This window comes from Nocardia alni (genome assembly GCF_019038435.1).
Lineage (GTDB): Bacteria > Actinomycetota > Actinomycetes > Mycobacteriales > Mycobacteriaceae > Nocardia > Nocardia alni.
In genome coordinates this window covers 13,201-34,473 of the sequence record NZ_JAGPOX010000009.1, presented here as the reverse complement: position 1 = coordinate 34,473, position 21,273 = coordinate 13,201, and the positions used below count along the sequence as shown (strand labels likewise).

The window sequence follows — 21,273 nt, the reverse complement described above, 5'->3', positions numbered from 1 at the left end:
CGCGGGGGTAGACGCGACGAGCGAGGTTCGAATGGCATCAACCACCTATCGGGTTGTCCAGTGGACGACGGGCAATGTCGGCATGAGTTCCGTGCGGGCACTGGCCGCACATCCGAACCTCGAACTCGTCGGCTGCTTCGCCTGGTCGCCGGACAAGGCCGGCCGGGACGTCGGCGAACTGTCCGGAGGTGAGCCGGTGGGCGTACTGGCGACCGGCGATGTCGACGCGCTGCTCGCCCTGAAACCCGACTGCGTGGTCTACAACCCGATGTGGTCGAACGTCGACGAACTGGTGCGGATTCTGTCCTCGGGGGCGAACGTCGTGTCCTCGGCGTCCTTCATCACCGGGCACAACCTGAAAGACGCTGAGCGCGAACGTATTCAGCAGGCATGCCGACTCGGCGGGTCGACCATGTTCGGCTCGGGCGTGAGCCCCGGCTTCGCCGAACTGCTGGCGATCGTCGCGGCCACCGCGTGCGACCGGGTGGACCGGATCACCATCGCCGAATCGGCCGACACCACCTTCTACGACTCACCGGACACCGAGCGGCCGGTGGGTTTCGGGCGCCGGATCGATGATCCCGAACTCGCCGGGGCCGCCGAGCAGGGCACCGCGGTATTCGCCGAGGCCGTCAGGCTGCTCGCCGACGCGCTGGGCGTCGAACTCGACGAGATCCGCTGCGTCCCGGAATACGCCCAGACCACCGAGGATCTCGATCTCGGCTCCTGGATCATCGAAAAGGGCTGCGTCGCAGGCGTATATATCAGCTGGCAGGGCCGCGTCGGGGATGCGACGGTGGTCGAACTCACCCTGCGCTGGCGCAAGGGCCAGACCCTGGACCCGGATTGGAAACTCGACGGCGACGGCTGGAAGATCACCATCGACGGCCGCCCCACCGTGAACATGACGGTCGGCTTCGCCCCGCCACCGGATTTCCAGGCCAGCACGATCGCCGAGTTCATGGTCCTCGGGCACATCATGACCGCGATGCCGCCCATCCACGCCATTCCCGCGGTGGTCGCGGCCGCCCCGGGCATCGCGACCTACAACGATCTGCCCCTGCCGCTCCCCCGCGGCATCGCGCGAGGACCGGCCGGGATCAACTCGGTCGAAGGATGATCACGGGGATTTCCCGGTCGGTCCACGTCTGGTAGGTGGCGAAGTCCGCGTATGCCTCGAGCAGGAGCGCCCACAGTCGTTCGCGCTCCTGCCGATTCGCGACGATGGCGTGGACCGGACGGCGGCGGCGGCCGATCTGGATGTGGGTGTCGGGGTGTGCGCGCAGGTTGTGATACCACTGCGGGTGTTTGTCGAGCCCGCCCTGGGACGCGACGACTATCGTGTCGGGGCCATCGGTGATGTAGAGCAGTGGCGCGGTGTACGTCGCGCCGGATTTCCGGCCGCGATGGTCCAGCAGGAGAGTGGGTACCGGGTTGCGGAATCCCGCGCCGATGCGCCACTTGCTTCCGATTCGCCCGCCCGTGCGCCGGAATACCCAAACCTGGGCTCTGCCCGCGTATTTCATCATCTTCGGCACCCATGGGGCGTTGAGGTGCTTCGGGGTGGTGGCTGTCATGGTCCTGCTGCTCACTCCTCGGACCGGTTCAGCAGGGCGTTGACGCCCGGCCGAACGGATTACGTATGTGTTCACTAGTCTAGACAGCAGTCCATCTCCAACCTTAAGGACCGCCCGACGCAGAGTCCGCCATCGCAACTGTCCGTGGCTCGTCCGCGAATAAGAGGCGGTCGGTCGGTATGCTCCGGGGAGCGAGTTGGGTGAGCAGTTCGAGTGAAACGCCGACGCACAAGCAGAGACCGCAGGTTCGACAGATCGTTGCCCCGTGAAAGGCCACTGATGTCCACCTCCCTGTACCGCCTTGCGAAATGGTCCTTCACGCACCGGAGGCTGGTGCTCGCCCTCTGGCTGCTGCTCGCGGTGGTCATGATCGTGCTCGGCACGGTGAGCGGGGGAAAGACCAACGACAACTTCACCATCCCGGGCACCGAATCCGAGGACGTCGCGACGCTGCTGACCGCGCGGATGCCCGCCGCCGCCGGTGGGCAGACGCAGATCGTGCTGGCCACCCACGGCAACGCGAAGATCACCGACGCCGACAATCACACCTCGATCGAGGCGATGCTCACGCAACTGAAGGCGATCCCGGGCGTCGTGACCGTCGGCGACCCGTTCCAGACCAAGACGATATCGCCGAGCGGGCAGGCGGCCATCGCGACGGTCCAGTACAAGCAGGCCCCCGCGGACGTGCCGACATCGACCCTCGACGCGGTGACGAACGCGGTGAAGTCCGCGCAGAACTCCGGCGTGCAGGTGGAGTATTCCGGCAGCGTCTATCCCGGCTGGCTCATCTCGATTTCCGAGGTGCCCGAGATCATCGGCATGATCATCGCGTTCGTCATCCTGCTGGTGACCTTCGGAGCCTTCGTCGCCGCGGGCCTGCCGATCCTCAACGCCATCATCGGGATCGTCGTGACGCTGATGGGTGTCACCGCGCTGGCATCGGTGGTCACCATCGCCTCGGCGTCGACCACCGTGGCCATGATGCTCGGGCTCTCCTGCGGCATCGACTACGCGCTGTTCATCCTGTTCCGTCATCGCAACAACCTGATGACCGATATGAGCGTCGAGGATTCGGTGCCACTGGCCGTCGGCACCGCGGGCAGTTCGGTGGTGTTCGCCGGGATCACGGTCATCGTCGCGCTGTGCGGGCTCGCCGTCGCGGGCATCCCGTTCCTCACGGTGATGGGCCTCGCGGCGGCGGCCGCGGTGCTCGTCGCGCTGCTGATCTCGCTCACCCTGCTGCCGGCGCTGCTCGGTTTCGCCGGGTGGAAGGTGGCGAAGTTCCTGCAATCCCCGCTGCGGCCCGGACGTCCCGAGGCGGTCGCCCGGCAGGCCGTGGATCGGCCGGAGCGGACTGCGGGCGCGATCTGGGCGCGGTTCGTCGTGCGGTGGCGCATCCCCGTTCTCATACTGGGTGTGGCGCTGCTCGCCGTGATCGCCTCGCCCGCGCTGGACATGAACCTCGGCCTGCCCAGTGGCTCGTCCAAACCGACCTCCGACACCCAGCGCCGGGCCTACGACATCATCGCCGACAACTTCGGTCCGGGATACAACGGGCCGCTGCTGGTGGTCGTCGACAATGTCGGCAACCCCGACGACCTCACACCGATCACGCAGGCGCTGAACAAACTTCCCGACGTCGCGGCCGTACTTCCCGGCACCGGCAGCGGCACGCTGCAGACCATCCAGGTCGTTCCCCAATCCGGCCCGAACGACCCGAAAACGGCCGACCTCGTGCATTCGATCCGCGACAACCGCGCCACGATCGAAGGTTCCACCGGCACACGCATTCTGGTGGGCGGGTCGACCGCGTCCAACATCGACGTCTCGGGCAAGTTGTCTTCGGCGCTGCCGGTTTTCCTGGTCGTGGTCGTCGGGCTCGCGTTCATTCTGCTGACCTTCGCCTTCCGCACCATCTGGGTGCCGATCAAGTCCATCATCGGCTTCCTGCTCTCGGTCGGCGCGGCGTTCGGCGCGGAGGTGGCGCTGTTCCAATGGGGCTGGGGCGAACATATCTTCGGCATCGCGCCGAGCGAGATCATCAGCTTCCTGCCGATCATCATGCTCGGCATCATCTTCGGATTGTCCAGCGACTACGAGGTTTTCGTCGTCTCCCGGATCAAGGAGGACTTCACCAAGAACGGGGACGCGCGCACCGCGGTCGAGCGCGGCACCGGCTACTCCGCGCGCGTGGTCACCGCGGCCGCACTGATCATGTTCTCGATCTTCGTCGCCTTCATGATCAACAAGGATCCGACGATCAAGGCGATCGGCTTCGGCTTCGCGGTCGGCGTCCTGCTCGACGCTTTCGTCGTGCGGCTCACACTCGTCCCCGCCGTCATGGCGATCGCCGACCGCCAATTCTGGTACCACCCACAATGGTTCAGCAAATACGTCCCCGACCCCGATATCGAGGGCGAGCGCCTGGAACAGAGCCTGGGCGTCGCGGGCGAAGCTGCGGGCGAACAAGAAGAGCCGCTGCCACGCGCGACACGCTGACCACGGACGGTCCCCCCGCACCGCAACTGGCCTCAGCTGCCACGGAGCGTGAGAGCCTCGGGCGCGGCGGGGACGACGCCGGACATGGTCGGGTAGTACTCGGGTGTGGTTGTGCCGGTGAGGAAATCGCTGGACCAGCCCAGGGCCAGGGCGTGCAGGGTGGCGACGTCGGCCGCAAGCGGATAGCCGCAGACGGTTTCGCCGAGCACGTCGGAGCTGGGACCTTCCGCGTCGGTGTGCACGCCGGTGGGCAGGAGTACGCCGAGGAACGGGCGGTGCAGGTCGGACCGTAATGCGGCGGTGCCGAGACCGAGGCTGTTGCACGGTTCGGGCGGGGCCGAAATCGCCAGCACAGGAAGAGGAGTGGCGGAAATTCCGGTCAAGGCGTGGTGGAAATTGTCGCCGAGGAACGAGGGCACCGGGTCCAGCAGAATCAGTCCGCGCAGTGCGGACCATCCCTGTGGTGCTGTCGTTCTCAGCCGGTTCGCCACGAAGGCGACCGCCTCGGCTCCGGCGGAGTGCCCGACGAATACGAACGATCGGGGCATGGCGGGGGCGGCGTGGTGTGCGCTGCGGGCCGCTTCAGCAAGGCTGCGGGCCAGCGGACCCTCGGGGTCGCTCGCCCCGCCGAACAGGTCGGCGATGTTGTCGAGGAAACCGGTGTTGTCGCCCAGGTTTTGCAGGGTGCATCCGGTCGGGTCGAGAAAGGGCAGGCTGGGGGCGAATACCAGATCGCCGGCGGCGGCGAAGGCCACGGCCAGATCGCCGACGTTGGCGTCGGTGCGGGCGAAGCCGTGCTGTAACCACACCAGTCCGCGTGGTGTTCCGGTGGGCAGATACCAGTCCGCGGGCTGTTCGAGAATTCTGGTGGCGCAGGGTATATCGATGACCCCGGGCAATCGCGTGGCCGCATCCACGGTGGGAGACACGGCAACCACGCAGGCGGCCAAGGCGGCGAGCGTGACACAGAGCAGTCCGCGGTGAAACATGGGAATTCCTTCGTGCGGCGGCTCAGTGCTCGCGCAGTAATGCGCCCGCACCTTCGATGCGATCCTGGATACCGTTGTCGCGCAGCGCCATCCACCAGGTCGCGGCATTGATCGCGATGACGGGCTTGCCGAGCCAGCGTTCGGCCTCGTCGGCCAGCCGCACCATGGACAGGTTGGTGCCGCACTGCAGCAGCACGTCCACCTCCGCGCTGTCGACCTCGAGCAGGCCCGCCCGCAGTTCGTCCTCGGTGACGTGGGCGATGGATACGGCCGTGGGGCAGCGCAGGCCCTTGATCGCGACGACCTCGAATCCGAGCTCGCCGAAGAATCGGATCACGTTCTCGTCGCCGACGGGCTGATACGGCGTGAGCACGCCGATTCGGCGGGCCCCGAACAGGTGCAGCGCGCGGCGGCAGGCTTCGGCGCCCGTTGCCACGCGCAGACCGGTCACATCGTGGATCTGTTTCACGAACTGCCGGTTGCCCTCCACACCGCCCCAGAAGGTTTCCGCGGACATGCCCATGACCATGTACTCGGGATCGCACGTCAGCACCCGCTCGCAGGCGGCCACGATCTCGGCCCGGATCTGCTCGAGCAGCCGCGCCATCCCGTCGTCGTCGCCCATGTTCTGATCGCGGATGTGGATGCGGCCGAAGTGCGCGGTCACGCCGGGCACGGCCATCCGGTAGAAGTCGGGCTCCACGATCGTGTTCGTGGAGGGGGCGATCACCCCGAACTTGCGTCGCCAGGCGAGCGCGTCGGTCATCGTATTCTCCTCGTGGTGTCGTGCTCACGTGCCGAACGGATTGCGCTTGCGCAGGGGTGCGACGGCGAAGCGGCCGATCACCTTCGGGGTGGTCAGCCACCGTACGTGCGCGCCGTTGCGGGCGCGGCTCACGGCGCGTTCGGCCAGCCACGGGGCGACCGTCTCCACCGGGTCCGCGAGGATGTCGAATACCTTGCGCGCCTTGGCCAGTGCCCGCGGATCGGAGTACCCGTGCGTGAGTAGATCGGTGACCACCATGCCCGGGCTCAGCAGCCCCACCGAGACGCCCGGCGGGACCTCGGCGGCCAATGCGTCGGTCAGGTAGGTGACCGCTCGTTTGGTCGCGCCGTAGGTGATCAGTCCCGGCACGCTGCGCCCGTCGCTGCCCAGGCCCTCCATATTCCACACGTGACCGTGACCGTTGGCCGCCATTCCCGTCAGGGCCACCGCGGACCCGTTGAGCACACCGAGCAGATTGGTCTCCAGCACACCGCGGGTGGCCTCGGCGGGCAACTCCCACAAGGGTTTCCGATCGTGCGAAACGCCCGCGTTGTTGATCCAGATGTCGATGTCACCGAAGCGGTCGCTCGCGGTGTCCCACAGCGTCTGCAACTGTTTGCGGTCGCTGACGTCCGCGGTGGTCACCAGGGCGTCGCCGGGCAGTTCGGCCCGAACGGCCGCGACACGTCCGGAATCCCTGCCGCACAGTGCGACTCGATGTCCACGCGCGAGCAGCGCGCGGACCATGCCGAGCCCGATACCGCGGGTGCCGCCGGTGACCACTACGGTGCTCACGCTCGCTCCAGCACGCCGTGCACGATCATCGAGAGCGAGTTGTGTTCGAAGAGTTGGTAGACCAGTGCGAGTCTGTGGCCCGCGCCCATGCCGGGCTCGGCATCCATCATGAACTCCCGCCCGGCGATGCGACGACCGTCGGTGGTGTGCAACCGCACGAAATTGGCTCGGCCGTAGGAGTTCGCGTTGCCCCACGCCCCCGGGCCCTCGTAGAAGGTGCGCACCCCGTCGCGCCTCAGCCTGCCGGCGAGATCCAGTTCCAGCACGCCCCGCAGGCCCAGGCGGCGGCGCGAAACCAGCAAATCGACCGGCTCGGTCAGCAGTTCCGCGCGCACGCCACCCAGCGGCTTCTGCGCGGCCGACCAGACGTCCAGATCGCCCGCGTAGCAGCTGTTCTGCTTGGTCGGCACGATGAACGGCACAGCGCCGCAGCGGGTCTCGTGTTCCAGGTGCCGCTGCTCGCGTTCCGGGTCGCGGGTGTACAACCCGTTGAACACCCCGACCATCGCCGGTCCCTGATACAGCACCGACGAGTAGATCTGCGTATCGCCGACGGTGTGGTTCCAGGTGTTCAGCGACACCTGCCAGCCGGGGCCGTAATAGTTGGCGTCCACGAAACCGCCGTAGGGCTGCCCGGATCCGTAGAAGTCCGGCCCGGTGTAGAGGCGGTCGGCGTCCGAGTCGCGCACGCCGAACGCGAACGGCGCGCCGAGGGCGAACCGGCCTGCCATATCGCCGCCTCCGGACAGGCCACCGTCCATGTAATAGGTGGTCTCACCGTCCGCGAACACCGAGGACCGGCGGATGTCCTCGAAGCCCCGCCAGGTGCCTTCGCCGTCGAAAAGCGAAGGACGACCGATCCATTCGCCCTCGATACGTTTCTGGAAGACGCTGGGTGAACTCATCGAATCAACTTCCCGCGCACCCGCTCGGTCTGTTCGGCGCCGATCAGCCGATCCACCTGCGCCCACACCGGATCCACCTCGGGACTGAACAGATTCGCGCGCTGGGCGGCATCGCGACTCGCCAGATCCGCCTCGACATCGGGAACTCCCTTGTCCACCAGGCCGAGCCAGTGCCGCAGATAGCCGTCCACGGTGTCGTCCAGCGCCCGGAATGCCGTCTCGGTGGCCCGGCACACGAGCATCCAGGGCGACATCAGCGCACGCTGCCGGGGCCCGATCGCCGCGGGCGAGAGGCCATCCATCGCCCAGGCCTCCGCCAGCAGGCCGGTGAGGGGTCCGAAAACGGCATCCAGATAGTCCAGATGGACCGCCAGATCCACCCGCGGGATCAGATCCAGATGCATGGCGAAATATCCGCCGAACACCGAGTCGAGCGTGAAATGCGGTACGGCGGAATCGGATCGGGTGAACGCGAAGACCATATGGCTGTCCAGCCCGAGGGGCGGCACCACCAGATCCACGGTGACGGCCTTATCGATCGGACCGCCGCGCAGCACACGCAGCCGGCCGACCGGTTCGGGTGCGATGGGGCTGGTGAGGGGTCTGTCCTCGACGGTGTCCAGGCCGAGCGCGAGGGTCAGGGTGGCCAGGACGCGCTCGCTGAGCGCCGCGGGCAGGGATTCGGTGCGTGCCGCGTCGCTCACTGCGCGGTCCCTCCGGTGCGGGCCTTGTGCACCCAGGCGCCGGCCAGTTCGGGATTCTCGCGTCGCGCCGGAGAGGCGATGATGGTGGCGCTGCGCCGCGGCGTCTCGCCGGTGATGATGTCGTCGCCACCGACCCACCAGCCTCGCTTCACCAACTCCAGCCGCCTGCGCCGGTACGCGACCTGCAGACCGTCGCTGCGGACATGCAGTTCCTCGGACAGGTCGTACGGAAGTAGCTCGGGCCGTTGCGATTCGACGACGGGGCGGTCCTGCAACAGGATCTTCTCGATGCGCTTGCGGGTATTGCCGTCGGCCCAGGCGCCGGTGAAGAAGTTGCGGAAGCCGAGGATCTTGATCAGGGTGCGATCCTCGGACAGCGGAATGTTGAAGTCGTAGAGCAGCAGATCCCCGATCGGCAGCCGCACATGCAGTTTCACGATGTTCGGCAGATACCAGGCATTGGTGACGGAGAGATACTCCGGCGTCGGCCGACGTTTCCACAACAGCCCCCATGTTCCCTTGGGCGGTGGTGTGCTGAGTTCGAAATCGGCCTCGGCCGACCAATCGGTCTGCCGTATCCGAAAATCCGGTATCTCGGGCTTGTCGGGATTCCCGAACGCGGTACCGTGCACGAACGGGGTGTGCGCCGCGTCGACCACGTTCTCGAAGGCGCGCTCGTAGTTCGCGTCGATCTCCATCTCGTACCGCACATGCCGGAAGGTGGGGTCGTCGAACTCGGGAATGACCGGTATCGGGGGCCGTTCGTCCTCGGGCAGATCTCCGAGGAAGGCCCACACCAGGCCGTAGCGTTCGATGGTGGGATAGGAATCCACACGGGCCTTACGGGGAATCGTGCGGCCTGGGCCGTTGGCGGGGATATTCACGCACGCACCCTGCGGATCGTACTGCCAGCCGTGATACGGGCAGGCGATGACATCCCCGGAGACCGTGCCCATCGATAGGGCCGCACCGCGATGCACACACAGATTCGACAGGCAGACCGGCGCGCCGGACGCGGTGCGGTACAGCACGAACTCCTGGCCGAGACAGACCACCCGGCCGGGCCGGCGCGTCACCCGGTCGGCGAATTCGACCGCGTACCAGAAATTCTTCAGCATGATCTGGCTCCTATCGCCGCGACAGGCGGATATCGCCGGCATGGAATTCGGCGAGAGCGGTCTTGGCCGCGGCCTCTCCCGTCAGATGGGTACGCAGGAACACGGCGGTGAGCCCGGCGAAGGGAGCGAGCGCGTCCGCCTCGTTCGGGCCGTCGAGAAATGCGCGCGCCGCGGTCGGATCGGGGTCGGCGATGCCGAAGTGGTTGGCGCCCGGGATGATTGCCAGCAGGTTGTCACCTTCGGGCAATGCCTCCTCGAAGGTGCGCCGCACGGGATCGGGCCGGTCCCGGCCGTCCTCGCCGTAACGGTCCGCACTGCCCTGGATGACCCCGTCGTTCGTACCGACGCCCAGCAGAACGGGGCAGCTCACCTGCGCGGGCAGTACGGTTCCCGGATCCCAGCCGAGCATGGTGGCGACCATGGTGTGCGCACCCCATGCGAAAACAGCTCGGACGGAGGGGAAGTACCGCGCCGACTGCAACACCACCGTGCCGCCCGCCGAATGCCCGCCCAGCGCGACCCGATCCGCATCGAGCGCCCCGCGCAGCGGCGGCAACTCGTTCAGTTCGGCGAGCCCGTCGAGGACCGCGCCGATGGCCGGACAGGTCGGGCGGGTGCCGTAGGCGTCCGGGCGGGCCGCGTCCAGATCGACGCCCGGGGTGATGCCGCGCTGTCCGCCGAACAATTCGGCCACGCGATCGAAAGTGACCACCACGAAACCATTTTCGGCGAGAGCCACGGCGAACCGGCGGTAGGCGTCCTGGCCCACGTTGACGCCGGAGACGAACACCACCACCGGATAGGGCGCACCCGCCGGATCGGGGGCGAAGACGCCGCTGAGACGTTCGGCGTCGTCACCGGACGAGATGGCCGGGTAGTACACCTTGAGATGGGCGGTGTCGAAGGGCGCGGCGCCGTCGGTGCGGACGGACCACCACAGCGAACGAATCAGGGTCATACGTTGTCGCTCTCGAACAGGGGACCGGGGATCACAGTGCGGGCCGGGGCAGTTCGCGGTCGCCGCCCCACAGCCCGCGAACCAGTCGGCGGGTGAGATCCGCCCCGAACATGCGCTCCCCCATCACGTTGGCGGGATCGCGCTCGGCGATATTGCTGCGCACGGTCAGATCACGCTCGGCCAGCGCGGCGCGTTCCTGCGCCGGAACGGGTTCGGCTTCGTCCACCCAGCCCAGCCACTGCTCGACGCGGGTGGTGAGAATCCCGGCGACGGTGTCGAGATTGGGCCGGGTGGAAGGGAACGAGTAGCAGTAGGCGGTGGGCGAGAGGCTGGCGCGGATGAAACCGGTACGGCTGGTGAACCAGGTGAAGTCGGGATGCTGCTCCTTGAATGCCAGCCACGATCCGTCGTTCGGCGTGTAGTACCGATCGAAATAGTCACCGTCACCGACCAGATCACCGCGCGGGACTGCGTCTACGTAGAACCAGCCCTGCGGCCACAGCAGCAGCGCCACGGCCAGGTGCGGGACACGGACCCGCGGGCCGAGCCATGCGGTCAGGTGCAGATTCACGAATCCGGTTCGCGGATCACCGATCCAGGAGTGCACCAGCCAGTCGATCTCGGGCCCCGAGTAGGCCGCCAGGCTGCCGGAGGGCCCGGTCGCGGGATCTCCGTAGGAGTCCAGGTCGGCGGTCGACGGGTCGCGCGTCAGCTCGAAGCGGGCGTCGATTCGGGATTTCAACCCGCCCAGCAACTCTCGCCATTCCTCGAAGGTCTCGCTGACGTCGGTGCGGGGATTCTCGTCGACCATCTGCTCGACATGCTGCACGGTTTCACTCATGGCGGCTCCGATTCGTCGGGTGGGCATACGGGGTCAGGACACCGTCATGGCGTCGAGTGCGGGGCGCGGGCGGCCGTCGACGAGGTCGGTTCCCCTCGAGACACAGCGGTTGGCGGCCTGCGCCGGACGGATCAGCGCTCGCACCGTGGCCTCGCCGGGGGCGACGGGTGTCACCTCGGGATGGCTGATCACCCCGGTGAACGGCCCGTTCCAGGCGGTCCACAGCGTGAAATCTGGGCTGAGCGCATAGATCCCGCCGGCGAGCCTGCCGTCCGCGGTGGACCCCGCGGCCACCACGTTCAGCCGGTTCTCCGCCGACCGTTCCGCCAGACCGAGGCGCAGTTCCCAGTCCTCGACGGGGGTGCAGCAGACCGCGGCCACATCGGCGTCCTGGACCACGGCCAGCCGGAACGTCTCCGGGAACAGCGCGTCGTCGCCGACGACCAGAGCGACTCGGCCCCACGGTAGTTCGACGATCTCGAGACGACTGCCGGGTTCGGTCAGCCAGGGATGCCGTGCGGTGGGATGCAGTTGCGGCTGGCGGGCCACGATGCCGTCGCGGGAAATCAGCAGCCCGTGGTGGGCATTGCCGTCGCGCACGGTGGTCACCGCGTGAGCCGTCGAATCACCCAGGGCGGCAGTGATTTCCCGCACCGGTATAGACGCGAGTTCGGGAAGGACGATCAGGTCCGCACCGCAGGAGGCCAGTTCCGCAACGCATTCGGCCCGTGGTTGCGTGACCGCGGCGATGCGGGCCTGCTCGCCGGGACGCGCTCGGCGACCACGGGGTGCGTGGCGCAGTGGCGCGTAGAGCTCCGGGCGGCGGGCCGCGATCACATCGGTCCCGTCGGGACGGCGTTTGTCGTCGGCGCGCGCGATATCTATATCGGCGACGATCAGCGCCTCGCCGGATTCGGGGGCGATCGCGACGGGAGTTCCGTCGGGGGCGACGATCTGGCTCTCGCCTGCCCCGTAGAGACGATCCTCGGGCACCCCGAGCCGGGCCGCGATGGCGGGCAGCTGATCGGCCGGTAACAGCGGTCCGACCTTGTTGGCGGCGACCACCCACACCTTGTTCTCGGCGGCCCGCACCGGGATGTGCAGGCTCGCTTCGTCGGTGGCGAAGGAGTTGAGGCTGTTGAGCAGCAGCTGTGCTCCGCGCACGGCCAGCGATCGCGTCACCTCGTTGATCACGCCCTCCATGCAGGCGTACATCCCGATGCGCCCGAGCGCGGTGTCGATGACGGGCGAATCCCGCTCCCCCGGGTCCAGATGATCGTTCTCCGCGCCCATCAGAATCTGCTTGTCCGACTGGCCAAGCAGCGTACCGTCGGGGCCGAAGAGCAACCCCGTGCCGGTAGTCCGGCCGTCCGGCCGCGCCAGGGTGACACCGATCTTTACGTGGATGCGGCGCCGGGCGGCTCGGCCGGCGATGGCGGACAGGAACGAATCACCGAGTGAGCACGCCATACGCCGCGCATGGTCGCGGTCGGCGTACCAGGATAGGTGATTACAGAATTCGGGCAGTACGACGAGGTCGGCCTCCGCGTCGGCGGCGCTGTCGATCATTCGCCGGCACGCGGCGAGATTCACCGCGACGTCGGTCCCGGCGGCGAGCTGTGCGGCGGCGACTCGGGCCATACGCCACGCCCTTTCGTATGTTTCCTACACCGAAACCGTGTATCCAATACAGCTGATTCTGTACCCCGGGTCGCCGATCTGTCCAGGGGGGAGATCGGATTTCACGCCGCGGTAATCCCAGGTAACTGAATTGTGTTGGGGTGCAGTGGGGATATGCGCCGCCGCCTTGACACTCGCCGGTAGCGCGGGTTTCAATATGGCCAATCCGAAACCTCGTTTCCGTCTGAGAAACAAGTGTAGGAGTGTGGAGATGACCACCACCCTGCCGCGCGGTCACCGCGCCGCCATGTGGCCGCGGCCACCGCATCACCCCGAGGCGGTGCGCTGAGATGGCCGGCGGCCGGACCGGTGCGGCGGGGCTGATTCTGGCCGGAGCGGTGGCCGGGCCCCTGGTCGGCGGGCAGGTGGCGCTGCTCAGGGCGCCGCTCGGCGGTGTGCTGGGCGTGCCGGGCGACGTGGTCGGATACATCGGGGCGGCGGCAGTGCTTCTCGGTTGTGCGACAGCGGTTTTCGAGTCGCGATGGCGGGTGGGCCTACGCGGGATCGGCGTCTGTGCCGTACTGGCCGGGGTATCGATGGTGATCGCCGGTACGGTCGACCAGAAGTGGGTTTTCACGGCAGCCGTGCTGTGCGCCGGGGCATCCACCGGTCCGGTCCTGGTCCGCGGTCGCATATCGGCCTGGCGGGAGCCGCCCGCGCTGACCGGTTGGCAGGTGGCCTCGGCGGCCGGGGTGGCCTCGGCCGCGGCGTCGGCGGCGGCATGCGCGAGTACGCCCGGTGCGGGCCTCGCGGGCGCGGGCGCCGCGGTGCTACTGCTCGGTCTGGTCGTGATCGCGAAACCACCTGCTACACAGTGGGAATCCGGCCCGATGCGGGGGCCCCGGATGCCGTGGCGATATCCGCCGGTGTATGTCGCGGTGGGATTCGTCGCGGGCGGGGCCGTGCTGCCTGCCCTGCACCTGCTGCTGTTCCGCTGGAATGTGCTCGACCGCGACCAGGCGCTGCTCCTGCTGCCTGCCGCCGTACTCGCCGTGGTGGCCGTCGCGATACCGGGTCCGCGCGCCGAATCCATTGCACCACTGCTCGTTCTGGCGTCGGGAGGCTCTATTCTCGTCGCCACCGCGCCGGGGCCGGTCACCTCGGCGATCGGCATCGCCGTCGTCCTGGCCGCCGCGGCGCGCGCTCTGCGCGGTCTCGACCTCGTTGTACCGCACGATATCCGGGCGGCGACGGCGACCCTACTGGCGGTTGTCGCGGGCGGAGGGATCGGGCTCGTACTGGTATCCGTGCCAGGGCAGCTCATCGGCGCCGGGAACGCCCTGACCATCCTGGCCATCCCCACGGCGCTCGCCGCGCTGCTGCCGGGACGCCTCACGGCGGTATCGGCAATCGATGCCGCGGCCCTCGAAGGAGGCACCCCGTGATCCGTTCCGCCGCCCTGTTATCGGCCCTCGCCGCCGCGATCGTGCTCGCACCCACAGCCTCCGCCGCACCCGCGGCGACTCTGCGGGTGAGCGCGGTCACCGACCTCGCCGAAGGACAGCGAATCACCGTCAACGGCAGCGAATTCCGGCCCGGCCTCGCGGCCGTGGCGGTGGGGTTGTGCAAGAAGGGCTACACCAACGGGCTGCACGACTGTGACCTCGACGGCGGCGCGAGCTTCGTCAATATCTCCGATGACGGCACCTTTCCCACCGTAACCCTCACCGCGCGTTCACATTTCCAGGACATCGACTGTCTGCGCCAGCAGTGCGTCATCGCGGCCGCGCCACTACCGGGCACCGAACCGCCCGCGCTGCTGACGGCGAACTCGGCACAGATCGCCATCGGTTTCGCGGGCTCACAACTGCCCTCGACAGCCGTCGCCCCGTCCGCCACGGCGCAACAGTCGAACACCGACACCCGAGGCCCGTCCACCACATTGTGGAGCATCACCGCCGCCCTGCTACTCATCGTCACCGCCGTCACCCTCGTCGACCGCCGGCGAAAACCCAGGAGGAACCCATGAGAACAATCGCACTACGCTTCGCCCTACCCATCACGGTGGCGGCGGCAGTCCTCGGCGCGGCGCCGTCGGCCGCGGCAGCCACCGTGTCGGTGAGCCAGACGACCGGCCTGCACGCCGGTCAGACCATCAGCGTCGCGCTCAGTGGCCTACCGGCCAACCTGGCCCAGGTCGCGGTGGGCCAGTGCCTGGCGAAGGTGGCAGGCCCGAACGACTGCAACCTGAGCGGATCGCTCCTGGGCCACGCGGACGGTCGCGGCATCTGGCAACCCAACCGCGGATCGGCGATCGCGCTCGTCGGTTCGATCGGTGGAACCAACTGCGCGGCCGCACCGGGAACCTGCATCATCGGCGTGACCAGCCTGACCGACCCGGCACACATACTGTCCGCGACACCGCTGTCGTTCGGCTGAACCTGATACGTAACGCGCAGGCCCACGAAGTGTTGTGCCACAGCGATATCGAATGAACCGACCGCCGATCCCACCGCCACCGTGCCGACGTGTCCGCTGCGATCCAGCAGATAGGACGGCTCGTAGTCGTTTGAACGTGCCGCACCGCAGATTGGGCAGGACCTTGTTCGGCGGCACCGCTGCGGTTCGGCCGAACCGGATGCGCGTCGCACGGGTCCAGAAAGTGTTGTGCTACAGCGATATCGACTCGATCGACCGAGAATGCCCGCAGATATACCGGGTCACGGGTCGCTTGGCCGACCGCACAATGCGCCCGGTGATCGGGCGGTGCGGTCAACTCCCGTCGGCTCCGGGATACGCGCCGGCCGACATTCCGGTGCCGCCCGTGCGAAATGCGGCCGGGGCATGGACGACGGTGGTCTGCACGTATTCGTGTAGGCCCTCCTCTCCGAATTCGCGTCCGAAACCGCTGTTCTTGGTGCCGCCGAACGGTGCTCGCAGCGACATGCCCGTGCGGTTGTGGGTGTTCACGAAGGTGAAACCGGCCTGTACGCGGGCGGCGATACGGAAGGCGCGATCCTCGTCGGCGGACCATACCGAAGCGCCCAGTCCCTGGTCCGAGTTATTGGCCCGGTCCAGCACCTCGTCCTCGGTGGTGTAGGTCGACAGCGGGACGATCGGCCCGAACTGCTCCCGGCACACCAGGGGTGCGTCGTCGGGCAGGTCGAGCGCCAGGGCCGGCGTGACGAAATATCCGCCGGTATCCTGCGGCACTCGGGCCAAGGGCAGGATCCGGCCGCCGCGTGCGCGGGCGTCGGCGACCAGGCCGGTGAGTCTGTCTGCCGCCGCACGGCTCACCACCGGGCCCATCGTGACATGCTCGTCGAGTGGATCGCCGACGACGAGAATCCGTTGTGCGGCTGCCAGATAGGACTCGATGAACTCCTCGCGCCGGGCCTCGGGCACGTACAGCCGCTTGGCGGCCATGCATACCTGCCCCGATGTCGCGAACGACGCGAGGACCAGGCGTTCGTAATCGTCGGGGCCGAGCGCGAAATCGTCCAGGAAGATCGCGGGATCGTTGCCGCCGAGCTCCAACAGGACCGGTTTCAATGCCCGTCCCGCCGCTGCGGCGATACTGCGCCCCGCCTGCTCACCGCCGGTGAAGGCGACCTTGCCGACCAGTGGATGAGCGACCAGCGCCCGCACGGTCTCGGGTCCACCGTGTAAGACCCACACCCCAGGCAGCAGGCCCGCCACCTCCGTCACCGCCAAGGGCGCCAGCGGAGAAGGCTTGAGCACCACGCTATTTCCCGCGGCGAGCGCCGGTCCGAGTTTGACCATCGCCAGGATGATCGGCGCGTTCCACGGTGTGATCGCGGCTATCACCCCGAACGGCCGCGGGGTACAGCGCAGTCGTCCTTGCGCGTCGTCCAGCGTCGAGGCCGCGAGCACCCGAGGGGCGGTATCGTGCACCCACCGCAGATACTGTGCGGCGAAACCGATCTCCCCGCGGCAGTCGGCGACCGGTTTACCTGTTTCCCGTGCCAGCAGAACCGACAGCTCCGTACGTCGCGCGTCGAGCTGGTCGGCGGCCTGTGCCAGCACCGCCACTCGCTCCGGCATCGGTCGATCCGACCATGCGATGGAACCCTGATACGCCTGGCGCACAACGTCATCCACCACATCCGGACCGGCTACCACGACCGACCCGACGATCTCTGCAGGGCGCGCCGGATTCTCCCGAACGATATATGTATCGGTCACAGCAATATCCTTACCGGATCGTCGCGGCGGCGGGCGGTCACCCGGGCTTCGGGCCTACGGGAGGCCGATGTGCAGCAGTTCCCACAGGAGCGCGGTCCGAGGCTGACCGACAGCGCGCAGCGGCCGGGCGATGTCACACAGCTGCTGGTAGACAAGAAGTCCGCTGTCGGGCGGGTGTTGCATTCGAGCCCGGTGAAGCCCGCCCGGATGACCGTCGGCAGCCGCAATGGCCGGTGGTATCGGAGGGTCATCATCGTGACCGGCGGTGCCGTCGGGATCGGGGAAGGCGAACGTCGAACGGTTCGAGGCCGCGGGCGCAGGTGTCAACGTGACCTGTCCAGTGGGTGCTGCGCGGTGATCGCACCCCTGGGGCGTGCCGGGTCTCGCGGGCCCAGGTCCGCCCCGGTCACGGTTGTGGCTCCAGGGAATCGATCAGACAGGCGCGACGCAGATAGGCGCGCGCAGCGGCCGGATCGGCGGCCAGGGTGCGCAGGTGCTCGCGGAAGTCGTTATCGTGGCCGCGCAGTCGTTCCCAGTTGGCGTGGCTGGTGCGTTGCACGTGCTCCACTGCCACGGTGCGGCGGCGATCGGCCGCGGCGTCCAGCACTGTCTCGGGTCCGCCGTCGAACACGGCGGCCAGTGCCTCGGCCAGGCCTACAGCGTCATGGATGCCGCTGTTCATACCCATGCCGCCGAGGGGGTTGTTCACGTGTGCCGCATCACCGGCGAGAAGTGCCCGGCCGATCCGGAAACGGTCCGCGACCCGCTGGTGGACTGTGTAGAGAGAGCTGTGCAGGAGCCGCCATGGTCGGCCCAGATCGGCGACCGCGGTCAACCGCTGTGGCAGCCTGGCCAATTCGGCGTCTTCGGGCGTATCAGCGGGGGTAGGCAGCAGTACCCGCCAATGTTCCGGGGTTCGCAGCAACACGAGCCATTCGGCCGGATCGAACACGTAGTTGATCGGTGCGAGACCGGGCAGGGCCGCGGCCAGATCCTCGTCGACCGATGCCACCAGGAAGCGTTCCGGATAGGTGCTGCCGTCGAATCGGGCGTTCAGCGCGTGCCGGACCGCCGAATGCGCACCGTCCGCACCGATCACCCAGTCCCCGATCACCGGTCCGCGTGCGGTGTGCACGACGACGCCGTCGCCATCCATCGACACCCCGTGCACCTCGTGTCCGAAGCGCACCCGGGCCGTACCGGGAAGTGCGTCGAGCAGAATCGGGGTGAGCTTGCTCTGCTCACACTGCACCCGGAACGGATACCTTGTGTCGGCGGCCAGTACGCCCAGGTCCAGGGTGGCGATCTCATCACCGCCGCGATCCCGGTACTGGAAGGTGGAGGCCACGATCCCCCTGTCCAGCAACGGTTTCAGCACGCCGAGCGTTTCCAGCATCTCGAGTGTCGGCGGGTGGAAGGTGGACGCGCGCGATTCGGCGGCCAGGGCCGTGCCCCGTTCCAGCACGGTCACCTCGATCCCGCGCCGGGCCAGCGCGAGCGCGGCGGTGAGGCCGACCGGTCCGGCGCCGACCACCACGACGACGCTCACGAGGTGTGCAGGGCGAAGCGGCCCTCGACGCCGACCACGCGGGCCCCGGTGAAGAACCGCAGCGTTTCCGCGGCGCCCTCCTCCCCCAGCCCCGACCCCCCCCACGCCGGGCGGGGTGTCATGAGGTGCAGGCTCATGATCGACGACCCGTTCACCTTCACCTCACCGGCGCGGATCTGCCGCGCCACGCCGAGGGCGAACTCCTCGTCGGTACCGCAGACGTAGCCCTCCAGCCCATATGGCAGGGCATTGATCAGCCGCACCGCCTCCGGGACCGAGTCGTAGGTGACGACCCCGGCGACCGGGCCGAACACCTCCTCGGCCAGATCCCCGTCGAGCAGGGTGGGCGCGACGAAGTTCCCGGTGGGCGGCGGCCGGCCGAAACTGGTGTGCCGGTGTGCGTCGACGGCCGCGCGCACGACGCGCACGTGCCGGGAGTGCACCAGCGGGCCGAATTCGGTCGCGCGATCCAGCGGTGCGCCGAACCGCAAGGCCGCCAGGCGTTTTCCGATGGCCTCGAGAATTCCGGCGGCGTGCCGGACCGGTAGCACCAGCCGGCCCAGCGCGCGGCACCACTGACCGTTGAGGGTGGTTAGCAGTTCGGCCGCCATCCGGGCGGCTGTGTCCGGATCGGCGTCGGGCAACACCAGCAGGGGGTTGTTGCCGCCGAGTTCGAGTTGCGTGGGGCGCAACAGCGCGGCGGATGCCGCGGCCACCGACCGTCCGCCGACCAGACCACCGGTGAACGAGACGGCCTGTACACGCGGGTCGGCGGTCAGCCTCATCCCGGTCTCGGGACCGCCGTGCACCAGCTGGAACATGCCGGGCGGAACATGTTCGGCGATCGCCCGGCCCAGCGGTCCGGCACTGTAGGGCGCCAGCTCGCTCACCTTGAGGATCACCGGACATCCCGCGGCCAGCGCGTTGGCCACCTTGTGCGCGGCCATCGGAGCCGGCGCGTTCCACGGCACCAGGCACAGCGCCGGGCCGAGCGGCAGCCGTTCCACTCGCACGCCGTCGTGGTCGGCACGCAGGCTGCCCGCGCGCACTTGCTCGGCGGCCAGGCGGAACGATCCCGTCACGATCGCGCCCAGCAGCTCGGTCTGCCGGATCGGTACACCTGTTGCGCGGGAATCGAGTTCGGCGATCGAGGGCAGCAGCGGTGTCAGCGTCGCGGCGATATCGTCGAGCATCTCGGGTGTGATCGCACCGCGCGCCCGCTCGGCCACCGTGAGCGCCCGGTCGATCCGTCCCGGCGCGGTGGCGCGAGCCCGCGTGAGTTCGGCGCCCGTGGCCGGATCCTCCAGTGCCAGGCCGAGATCCACCGCCGGGGTACTCCACCGGTCGTCCACCAGATCGGTGACGGGCGGCAGATCCTCGCTCACCGCCCGGCTCCGGATGCTTCGGCGGCGTTGTGCGGCAGCGCATTCGCGGTCGCGCCGTTCGGCGCGGTGGTGAACAGCTGGTTGGCCTCGGCATCGGTGACGATCCGGGCGACCTCGAGCATGCCGCGCTCGGCCGGGAAGGTCATCACCAGGCCCATGGCCAGATCACGCAGCGCCCGCCCGGCCGGCCCGCTCATCGAGGCCGCCGACGTGCCGCCCGCCTTGAGCGCGCCCAGCGCCACCTGGAAGCACGCCTCGGTGACCGCGCCCTTGCCGAGCCGCCACTGGGTGAAGACATCCTGCTTGGGCTTGATCGGCGGTTCACAGGTCTCGATCTCCAGCTGATACCGCAGCCACAGGTAGGCGGCACGCAACTGCCTGGTCATCTCGCCGATGAGCACCTGGTGCACGGGCGAGGAGGCGATCGGTTCGCCGGTGTCGGCGAACGTCTTCCGGGTGGTGGCGGCGAGGGTATCGTCGTAAACCTGCTGGGCGCAGCCGGTGTAGACTGCGGCGATGGCCAGCTGGTTGCCCACGAAACTGCCGCGGCTCCTGGTGAGCATCGTGGTGAAGGCGCCCGGGACCGTCAGCGCCTCGTCGTCGGGGACGAAGACGTCGTCGAGACGGATGCCGTTGTTGGCGGTCGCCCGCATGCCCAGCCCGTCCCACGCAGCGCGGGTGTGCACGCCGGGGGCCTCGCGCGGTACGAAGAACGTCGCCAGCCCCTCGGCCGTATCGTATCCGGCCAGCTTGGCGGAGGTGAGATAGTAGTCCGCCACGCCGGTCGCGCAGCCGAAAGACTTCTCGCCCTTCAGGATCCAGCCACCCTCGACCTTGCTCGCCGTGGTGGCGATGGTGATGTTGGCGGCGGCGGTCTTGACCGATTCGGAGGCGAAGTTGGCCAGCCACACGCCCTCGGCCATGCGGGTCAGCACCTTCTCGGCGAAGGCGCGCACCACCGGGACATCGTCGTCGTCGAACAGGCCGGCCGCGATCGCGTCGAGCGGCAGCAGGCCGCGCGAGGCGCTGGTGTTGTGGAAGAAATACGCCAGTGCCGTTGACGGACAGGCGGTTCCCATCGCGAAGGTAGCCGCCGCAAGATCGCGGAGTGTACCGCCCAGACCGCCGAACTCCTGCGGGACCACCAGGCCCAGCAACCCCGCCTCGCGCAGCAGGCGCACATGCGAGACCGGGAATGTGGCGGTTCGGTCGGCCTCCTCGGCGGCCTCGCGCAATGCCGGGAGTATCGCGTCGACCCGTTGAGCTCGTTCGCGTTCCTCGCCGGACATGTCTTCGACGAGTTGTTCACCGATCATCGGGCGACCCCCTTCGCAGTGGGTGCGGTTCAACCCACCCGA

The 21,273-nt window shown here is 68.2% G+C and carries 19 protein-coding genes; 5 read left to right on the top strand and 14 right to left on the bottom strand.

Features of this window, described 5'->3' with window-relative positions; genetic code table 11:
* Positions 1–31 precede the first annotated feature (31 nt).
* A complete protein-coding gene (locus tag JZ791_RS05765) occupies positions 32–1,120 on the top strand; it encodes an NAD(P)H-dependent amine dehydrogenase family protein (protein ID WP_216893114.1) in 1,089 nt (362 codons plus the stop codon).
* On the opposite strand, the gene JZ791_RS05760 is transcribed toward JZ791_RS05765, so the two are convergent.
* Positions 1,101–1,577, bottom strand: a complete 477-nt coding sequence (locus JZ791_RS05760) for a nitroreductase family deazaflavin-dependent oxidoreductase (protein WP_216893113.1) — start codon at positions 1,575–1,577, stop codon at positions 1,101–1,103. The two genes, JZ791_RS05765 and JZ791_RS05760, sit on opposite strands and share 20 nt — an antisense overlap.
* 279 nt (positions 1,578–1,856) lie before the next feature.
* Here JZ791_RS05760 and JZ791_RS05755 point away from each other — a divergent pair, with 279 nt between their 5' ends.
* On the top strand, positions 1,857–4,079 hold the full coding sequence (locus JZ791_RS05755; RefSeq protein WP_216893112.1) for an MMPL family transporter: 2,223 nt from the start codon (positions 1,857–1,859) through the stop codon (positions 4,077–4,079).
* A gap of 32 nt (positions 4,080–4,111) precedes the next feature.
* Here the strand turns inward: JZ791_RS05755 and JZ791_RS05750 are convergent, their stop codons facing one another.
* Genes JZ791_RS05750 through JZ791_RS05710 form a run of 9 tightly spaced genes read right to left on the bottom strand, consistent with a single transcriptional unit; the run spans position 4,112 to position 12,796 of the window.
* Positions 4,112–5,068, bottom strand: coding sequence for an alpha/beta fold hydrolase (locus JZ791_RS05750; protein WP_216893111.1), 957 nt, complete (start codon positions 5,066–5,068; stop codon positions 4,112–4,114).
* 22 nt (positions 5,069–5,090) lie between these two features.
* Complete coding sequence (locus JZ791_RS05745) at positions 5,091–5,834, bottom strand: maleate cis-trans isomerase family protein (protein ID WP_216893110.1); 744 nt, start codon at positions 5,832–5,834, stop codon at positions 5,091–5,093.
* 24 nt (positions 5,835–5,858) lie between these two features.
* The gene (locus tag JZ791_RS05740; RefSeq protein WP_308162791.1) at positions 5,859–6,629 is read right to left on the bottom strand and encodes an SDR family oxidoreductase; all 771 of its coding nucleotides are present in this window, start codon (positions 6,627–6,629) and stop codon (positions 5,859–5,861) included.
* Positions 6,626–7,534: a hypothetical protein gene (locus JZ791_RS05735; RefSeq protein WP_216893109.1), complete on the bottom strand. Its 909-nt coding sequence runs from the start codon at positions 7,532–7,534 to the stop codon at positions 6,626–6,628. Before JZ791_RS05735 ends, JZ791_RS05740 begins: the two co-directional genes overlap by 4 nt.
* Positions 7,531–8,238 (bottom strand): hypothetical protein, encoded by a 708-nt coding sequence (locus JZ791_RS05730; protein ID WP_216893108.1) that lies wholly within the window; start codon positions 8,236–8,238, stop codon positions 7,531–7,533. Before JZ791_RS05730 ends, JZ791_RS05735 begins: the two co-directional genes overlap by 4 nt.
* Positions 8,235–9,356: an aromatic ring-hydroxylating dioxygenase subunit alpha gene (locus JZ791_RS05725; RefSeq protein WP_216893107.1), complete on the bottom strand. Its 1,122-nt coding sequence runs from the start codon at positions 9,354–9,356 to the stop codon at positions 8,235–8,237. The genes JZ791_RS05730 and JZ791_RS05725 overlap by 4 nt, the downstream gene beginning before the upstream one ends.
* Positions 9,357–9,366: 10 nt before the next feature.
* Positions 9,367–10,314, bottom strand: coding sequence for an alpha/beta hydrolase family protein (locus tag JZ791_RS05720; RefSeq protein ID WP_216893106.1), 948 nt, complete (start codon positions 10,312–10,314; stop codon positions 9,367–9,369).
* Between the two features lie 31 nt (positions 10,315–10,345).
* Positions 10,346–11,155, bottom strand: coding sequence for an oxidoreductase (locus tag JZ791_RS05715; RefSeq protein WP_216893105.1), 810 nt, complete (start codon positions 11,153–11,155; stop codon positions 10,346–10,348).
* A gap of 33 nt (positions 11,156–11,188) precedes the next feature.
* Positions 11,189–12,796, bottom strand: coding sequence for a nitrilase-related carbon-nitrogen hydrolase (locus JZ791_RS05710; RefSeq protein WP_216893104.1), 1,608 nt, complete (start codon positions 12,794–12,796; stop codon positions 11,189–11,191).
* A 329-nt stretch (positions 12,797–13,125) separates the two neighbouring features.
* Between JZ791_RS05710 and JZ791_RS05705 the strand changes: the two genes are divergently transcribed.
* Genes JZ791_RS05705 through JZ791_RS05695 form a run of 3 tightly spaced genes read left to right on the top strand, consistent with a single transcriptional unit; the run spans position 13,126 to position 15,214 of the window.
* Positions 13,126–14,220, top strand: coding sequence for a hypothetical protein (locus JZ791_RS05705; RefSeq protein ID WP_216893103.1), 1,095 nt, complete (start codon positions 13,126–13,128; stop codon positions 14,218–14,220).
* On the top strand, positions 14,217–14,804 hold the full coding sequence (locus JZ791_RS05700; protein WP_216893102.1) for a neocarzinostatin apoprotein domain-containing protein: 588 nt from the start codon (positions 14,217–14,219) through the stop codon (positions 14,802–14,804). Before JZ791_RS05705 ends, JZ791_RS05700 begins: the two co-directional genes overlap by 4 nt.
* Entirely contained in the window at positions 14,801–15,214 is a 414-nt protein-coding gene (locus tag JZ791_RS05695) for a neocarzinostatin apoprotein domain-containing protein (RefSeq protein WP_216893101.1), read from the top strand. Before JZ791_RS05700 ends, JZ791_RS05695 begins: the two co-directional genes overlap by 4 nt.
* Before the next feature lie 333 nt (positions 15,215–15,547).
* Here JZ791_RS05695 and JZ791_RS05690 read toward each other — a convergent pair whose 3' ends face one another.
* The 4 genes from JZ791_RS05690 to JZ791_RS05675 all read right to left on the bottom strand — a co-directional run bounded on the left by JZ791_RS05690 (position 15,548) and on the right by JZ791_RS05675 (position 21,231).
* The gene (locus JZ791_RS05690; RefSeq protein ID WP_308162790.1) at positions 15,548–16,981 is read right to left on the bottom strand and encodes an aldehyde dehydrogenase family protein; all 1,434 of its coding nucleotides are present in this window, start codon (positions 16,979–16,981) and stop codon (positions 15,548–15,550) included.
* Positions 16,982–17,387: 406 nt separating this feature from the next.
* Complete coding sequence (locus JZ791_RS05685) at positions 17,388–18,530, bottom strand: FAD-dependent oxidoreductase (protein ID WP_216893100.1); 1,143 nt, start codon at positions 18,528–18,530, stop codon at positions 17,388–17,390.
* Positions 18,527–19,915: an aldehyde dehydrogenase family protein gene (locus tag JZ791_RS05680; protein WP_216893099.1), complete on the bottom strand. Its 1,389-nt coding sequence runs from the start codon at positions 19,913–19,915 to the stop codon at positions 18,527–18,529. Before JZ791_RS05680 ends, JZ791_RS05685 begins: the two co-directional genes overlap by 4 nt.
* Positions 19,912–21,231: an acyl-CoA dehydrogenase family protein gene (locus tag JZ791_RS05675; protein ID WP_254205265.1), complete on the bottom strand. Its 1,320-nt coding sequence runs from the start codon at positions 21,229–21,231 to the stop codon at positions 19,912–19,914. Before JZ791_RS05675 ends, JZ791_RS05680 begins: the two co-directional genes overlap by 4 nt.
* Positions 21,232–21,273 lie beyond the last annotated feature (42 nt).